The following is a 1,941-nucleotide window of genomic DNA, read 5'->3' as shown; positions in this document are numbered from 1 at the left end:
TGGAGCGATACTGTGAGATCATCGCTGCCCTGAAGATCCGCACATCGAATAAGAAGGGGCGGCGTTTATCGACCGCACGGGCCATCGAGCTTCTGGAGGATCATGGCGTTGAAACGCCCGAAGGTTTGGTTCAGGCCGCAAAGGCGCAACTGAACAAGGCCACGGTCAACCGGTATCTCCGTCTCTGGGGATATGATCATGCAAGAATGACCAGAGCACCAGCCGCTGTCCGGTTTGAAGCACGAACCTCCAATGCTCTTTGGCAGTTTGATATCAGCCCATCTGACCTGAAACAGATCGAACAGCCATCCTGGATTGATCCAAACCGCAAAGGTCTTCCCGTACCCATGCTGTTCAGCGTGGTTGATGATCGCTCCGGCACCTCCTTTCAGGAGTATCGCTGCGTCTATGGCGAGGATGTGGAAAGCGGCCTGCGTTTCCTGTTCAACGCAATGGCACCGAAGGACGGAGATGAAACCCAGCTGCAAGGCATTCCGGAGGCGATATATCTGGACAATGGACCCATTGCAAAAAGCGGGATCTTCCACACTGTCATGGAACGGTTGGGCGTGCGCGTGATGACCCATGACCCTGCGGGTAGCGATGGCCGACGACCGACCGCGCGATCAAAGGGCAAAGTGGAGCGCCCGTTCCGCACCGTGAAAGAAGCCCATGAAACGCTGTATCACTTCCACAAACCGGAAACCGAGTTGGAAGCCAATGCCTGGTTGGCGCGCTTCATTGGTCAATACAATGCCCAGCTCCATCGTCGTGAGCCGCACAGTCGGATTGAAGATTGGGTAAAGAACCTGCCGTCAACCGGTATCCGGCAAATGTGTTCTTGGGAACGGTTCTGCACCTTCGCGCGAGAGCCTGAAACCCGCAAGGTTGCCGGGGATGCCCGCATTCGCGTTGATGGCGCGTTCTACGAGGTTGATCCCGATCTGGCGGGTGAGGCTGTCACCCTCTGGTGGGGTTTGTTTGATCACGAGCTGTTCGTTGAGTGGAACGACAAGCGCTTTGGCCCCTACCGCCCGACAGGTGGGCCTATCCCGCTGCATCGCTATCGCAAGCCCAAGAAAACACAAACACAGGCACGGGCCGACAGGATCGGAGATCTTGCGCAGAAGATCTCGGTGCCCAGATCGGCGCTTGCCGGGTTGGATTCAAGCCTGGCCAAAGCCGCAGACGTACTGCCGTTCGCCAGCCAGGCCTTTGTCGATCCGGATCCCTATGGAGAGTTCACCTATAGCAGCCGATTGGATGCGCTGCGCGGGGTCTCGGATTTGCTGCACAAGCCGCTGGCCCGCCTGACAGACGAGGATCTGTCGTTCGTGAATGATCTTGTCGACCGCACGCTCGACAAGACGGAAATCAAACAAGGAATAACTGCCCGGTTCTCGCCTAAGCGACCGGCCGCTGAAGAGGAGAGCGAGTAATGCTGAATGCCGAGATCATGGCGCGATATGGGCTGATCAAGGACTGGCGAGCTGCCGGATTCTATGAGACCGAGAACCATCGTCAGATCACCCACACCGTCCGGGCGGGCATTGGAACCGGACGCCTGATCGCTGTGACAGGCCCAGTTGGCATCGGCAAGACTGTGTTCCTGCACCGGTTGCAAGATGAAATTGCGCGCGAAAAGAAGGTCACTGTCGCCGAAAGCCTGTCGGTGGACAAAGCCCGCACGACCGTTCCGACGCTAATCTCAGCCCTGTTCTACGATCTCTCACGAGAGAAAGAACCAAAGATTCCAACCCAAGGTGAAAAGAGGGAACGAGAACTTCAGAAGCTGGTAGCCCGCTCCGGAAAGCCCGTGGCGCTGTTTGTCGATGAGGCCCATGATCTGTATGGAAAGACATTGATCGGGCTGAAACGCCTGATGGAAGTGATCGCGCGCGGCGGAGGCAATCTGTCCGTTATTCTGGTCGGCCATCCGAA

General features: G+C 57.1%; 2 protein-coding genes. Both read left to right on the top strand.

Features of this window, described 5'->3' with window-relative positions; all coding sequences use genetic code 11:
* Positions 1 to 1,439: transposase family protein (locus ACR0CG_RS23740; protein ID WP_480527963.1), on the top strand; the 1,439-nt coding region annotated here is incomplete at its 5' end.
* Positions 1,439 to 1,941, top strand: a 503-nt coding sequence (locus ACR0CG_RS23735; RefSeq protein WP_480527961.1) for an AAA family ATPase, incomplete at its 3' end; no start/stop codon positions are given. The genes ACR0CG_RS23740 and ACR0CG_RS23735, both read left to right, overlap by 1 nt.

Source organism: Ruegeria sp. AB8 (assembly GCF_056542605.1).
The sequence above is the reverse complement of the archived record's forward strand: the minus strand, read 5'-3'. Positions and strand labels throughout refer to the sequence as shown.